General features: G+C 75.5%; 2 protein-coding genes. Both read right to left on the reverse strand.

Going from position 1 to position 3,845, the window contains the following annotated elements:
* On the reverse strand, positions 1 to 3,152 hold a 3,152-nt coding region (locus tag VF584_23075; protein HEX8213077.1), incomplete at its 3' end, for an amino acid adenylation domain-containing protein.
* Positions 3,149 to 3,845: phosphopantetheine-binding protein (locus VF584_23080; GenBank protein HEX8213078.1), on the reverse strand; the 697-nt coding region annotated here is incomplete at its 5' end. The genes VF584_23080 and VF584_23075, both read right to left, overlap by 4 nt.

Below are 3,845 nucleotides of genomic sequence, written 5' to 3' on the forward strand. Positions count from 1 at the left end.
GGCAGCTCCACGCCCAGGGCGGCGCGCACCCGCGCCACCACCCGCGTGGCCAGCAGCGAGTGCCCGCCCAGCGCGAAGAAGTCGTCCTCCACCCCCACCCGCTCCACCCCCAGCACCTCCGCCCAGATCCCCGCCAGCGCCCTCTCCGCCTCCGTCCGCGGCGCCACGTACGCCTGCGCCTCGTACTCGGGCGCGGGGAGGGCCCTGCGGTCCACCTTGCCGTTGGGGGTGAGCGGCAGCTGCTCCAGCACCATCACCGCCGCCGGCACCATGTACTCCGGGAGGCGCGTCCGCACCGCTTCACGCAGCACGCCCCCGTCCGCTCCGCCCACCACGTACGCCACCAGGCGTGCGTCGCCGGGCACGTCTTCGCGTATCACCACCACGGCGTCGCGCACCCCCGGCTCGGCCCGCAGCGCCGCCTCGATCTCGCCGGGCTCGATGCGGAAGCCGCGCACCTTCACCTGGTGGTCCACCCGCCCCAGGAACTCCATCGTCCCGTCCGCCCGCCACCTCACCCGGTCTCCCGTGCGGTACATCCGCGCCCCCGGCTCCCCCGCGTACGGGTCCGGCAGGAAGCGCTCGGCGGTGAGCCCCGGGCGGCCCAGGTAGCCGCGCGCCACCTGCGCCCCGCCCAGGAACAGCTCCCCCGGCACCCCGGCCGGCACGGGCCGCAGCGCGGCGTCCAGCACGCGCGCGCGGACGTTGGGGAGCGGGCGCCCGATGCCCACGAACTCCGGATCGGCTTCCACCAGGGCGCCGGTGGACCACACCGTCACCTCGGTGGGGCCGTACAGGTTCCACAGGCGGTCGCACCGCCGCCGCAGATCCGCCGCCATCTGCTGGGGGAGCGCCTCGCCGCCGCAGACTCCCTGCACGCGCACCCCCTCCGGCCACCCGGCATCCAGCAGCATGCGCCAGGTAGCGGGCGTCGCCTGCAATAGGGTGGCCCCGGAAGCACGCACCGCTTCCGCCAGCAACCGGCCATCGGCGGCGGTCTCGCGGTCCAGCATCACGGCGTGCGCCCCCACCACGAGGGGAAGGAACTGCTCCAGGCCGGCGATGTCGAACGAGAGGGTGGTGAGCCCCAGGAGCACGTCGTCCTCGCCCAGCCGCAGCGTCGCGCGCAGGGTAGCGAGGAAGTGGGCGAAGGCGCCGTGGTCCACCATCACCCCCTTGGGGCGCCCGGTGCTCCCGCTGGTGTGGATGATGTAGGCGAGGTTGCCGGCGCGCGCGGCCGGCGCGGGGTTGCCGGCGGGCTCGCGCTCCACCTCCGGCCACGCCTCCTCCAGCGGCACCACCCGCACCCCCTCGCCGGCCCACGCCGGCGCGGCCCCGCGGCGCGTCAGCAGCACCCGTGCGCCGCTGTCCCGCAGCACGTAGGCGAGGCGGTCGGGCGGGTACCCGGGGTCCAGCGGCACGTACGCGCCGCCCGCCTTGAGCACCCCCAGGAGGGCCGCCAGGGTGGTGGCGCCGCGCTCCATGCAGAGCGCCACGCGCACCTCCGGCCCCACACCGTGCCGCCGCAGGTAGGCGGCGAGGCGGTTGGCGCGCGCGTTCAGCTCCGCGTACGTGAGCGATTCGCCCGCGTCCACCACCGCCACCCGGTGCGGGGTGCGGGCGGCCTGCGCCTCGAAGAGCGCGGGGAGCAACCCGGCGGGGGGCTCCAGGGCAGGCCCGTCGCCCGAGGTGGCGAGCCGCTCGCGCTCGTCGTCGTCCACCATCGAGAGCTCGGAGAGGCGGGCCCCGGGCGTGGCCACCACGGCCCGCAGGAGGACGAGGTACCGGTCCAGCAGGGCACGGATGGTGGCGGCGTCGAACAGGTCGGTGCGGTACCCGCAGGCGATCCACGAGTCCGGCTCCGTCCCCCCCACCACCAGCGAGACGTCGAAGCGCGCCGAGGTCCCGCGGCTCTCCATGCGGCTCAGCTCCAGCGTGGCGCCGGAGAAGCCGGAGGCCGCCGCGTTCTGCACGCCGAACATCACCTGCACCACGGGGGCGTGTGCCAGCGACCGCTCCGGCCGCAGCGCCTCCACCACCTTTTCGAACGGCACCTCCTGGTGCTGGAAGGCGTCCAGCGCCCCCTCGCGCACCTGCGCCAGGAGTTCGCGGAAGGGGGGATCGCCGGCCAGGCGGGTGCGGAGCGCGACGGTGTTCACGAAGAAGCCGGCCAGCCCCTCCAGCTCCGGGCGCACGCGCCCGGCCACCGGCGTTCCCACCACCACGTCCTCCTGCCCGCTGTACAGCGACAGCTGCAGCTGAAACGCCGCCAGCAGCACCATGTACAGGGTGCACCCTTCGCGCTGGGCCAGCTCCTGGAGGCCGCGCCGCAGCTCCGCCGGAAGGGGGACGCGCTCCTCGGCCCCGCGATGCCCCTGCCGGGCCGGCCGCGGGCGGTCGGTGGGGAGCTCCAGCAGGGCGGGCGCGCCGGCGAGGCCCTCGCGCCAGTAGCCCAGCTCCCGCTCCAGCCGGTCGCCGGCCAGCTGGGCGCGCTGCCACGCCGCGAAATCCGCGTACTGCACCGGGAGATCGGGGAGGGGCGACGGCTCGCCGCGGGAGAACGCCTCGCACAGCGTCCCCAGCTCGCGCAGAAGCACGCCCATGCTCCACCCGTCGCTCACGATGTGGTGCAGGGTGAGGAGGAGGACGTGCTCGTCACCGGCCATGCGCACCAGGCGCGCGCGCAGCAGCGGCCCCGCCGCCAGGTCGAAGGGGCGCCCCGCTTCGTCGTCGGCCAGCCGCCGCAGCTCCGAGTCGCGCTCCGCCGCGGGGAGCCCGGAGAGGTCTTCCAGCGGAAGCTCCACCCGCGGGTCGGGGTCCACCACCGCCACCGGGCCCTGCTCCGCGGCGCGGAAGGTGGTCCTGAGCGCCTCGTGGCGGCGCACCACCTCGCGCAGGCTCCGCTGGAAGGTGGCCGCGTCCAGGGCGCCGCGCACCCGCACCACGGCGGGGACGTTGTAGAGCGGCGTCCCGGGCTCGTACTGGTCCAGGAACCAGAGGCGCTCCTGCGAGAAGGAGAGCGGCACGGGATCGCCCGCACCCCGGCGCGGGATCCCCGTGTCGGCGGCGTCTCCCTGTTCCCTGAGGAGCGCCTCGAAGAGTGCCCGCTTGGCGGGGGAGAGCGCCGCGAGGTCCACGGAAGGCAGCGTCATCGGGCCATCTCCGCGGCGGGCGTCTTCGTCATCAACATTTCCTCTGCCTCGTCTTCGGAGAGCTGGGCCAGCGCACGCAGGATCTCCGCGGCGCGATGTGCCCGGGCCCGTACGGCCGGGTCTTCGTCGATGGCCGCCGAAAGGCCGGCCACCGTGGGGCTCGCGAAGAGGGCCCGGAACGAAACGTCGGCCTGCAGCATCTGGCGGACGCGCGCCACCACGCGCGTGGCCAGCAGGGAGTGGCCGCCGAGGTCGAAGAAGCTGTCGTGGATCCCCACGCGCTCCACCCCCAGCACCTCTCCCCAGATGCCGCACAGCGCTTCCTCCACGGCCGTGCGGGGGGCGGCGTAGTGCCCGGCTTCGCCGCCGAACTCCGGCTGGGGAAGGGCGGCACGGTCCAGCTTGCCGGTGGAGGCGAGGGGGAGCCGCTCCAGCAGCATCACCACCTGCGGCACCATGGCTTCCGGCAGCTCGCGCCGCACCGCCTCGCGCACCGCCTCTCCCCTCGTTCCCGCCTCCGCCACCACGTAGCCCACCAGCCGCCGCTCCGCGCCCTCTCCCCGCACCGCCGCCGCCGCCGCCCTCACCCCCGCCTGCCGCGCCAGCGCCGCCTCCACCTCCCCCAGCTCGATGCGGAAGCCGCGCACCTTCACCTGGTCGTCCAGCCGTCCCAGGAACTCCACCTCCCCCCCG

This window comes from Longimicrobium sp., assembly GCA_036389135.1.
GTDB lineage: Bacteria > Gemmatimonadota > Gemmatimonadetes > Longimicrobiales > Longimicrobiaceae > Longimicrobium.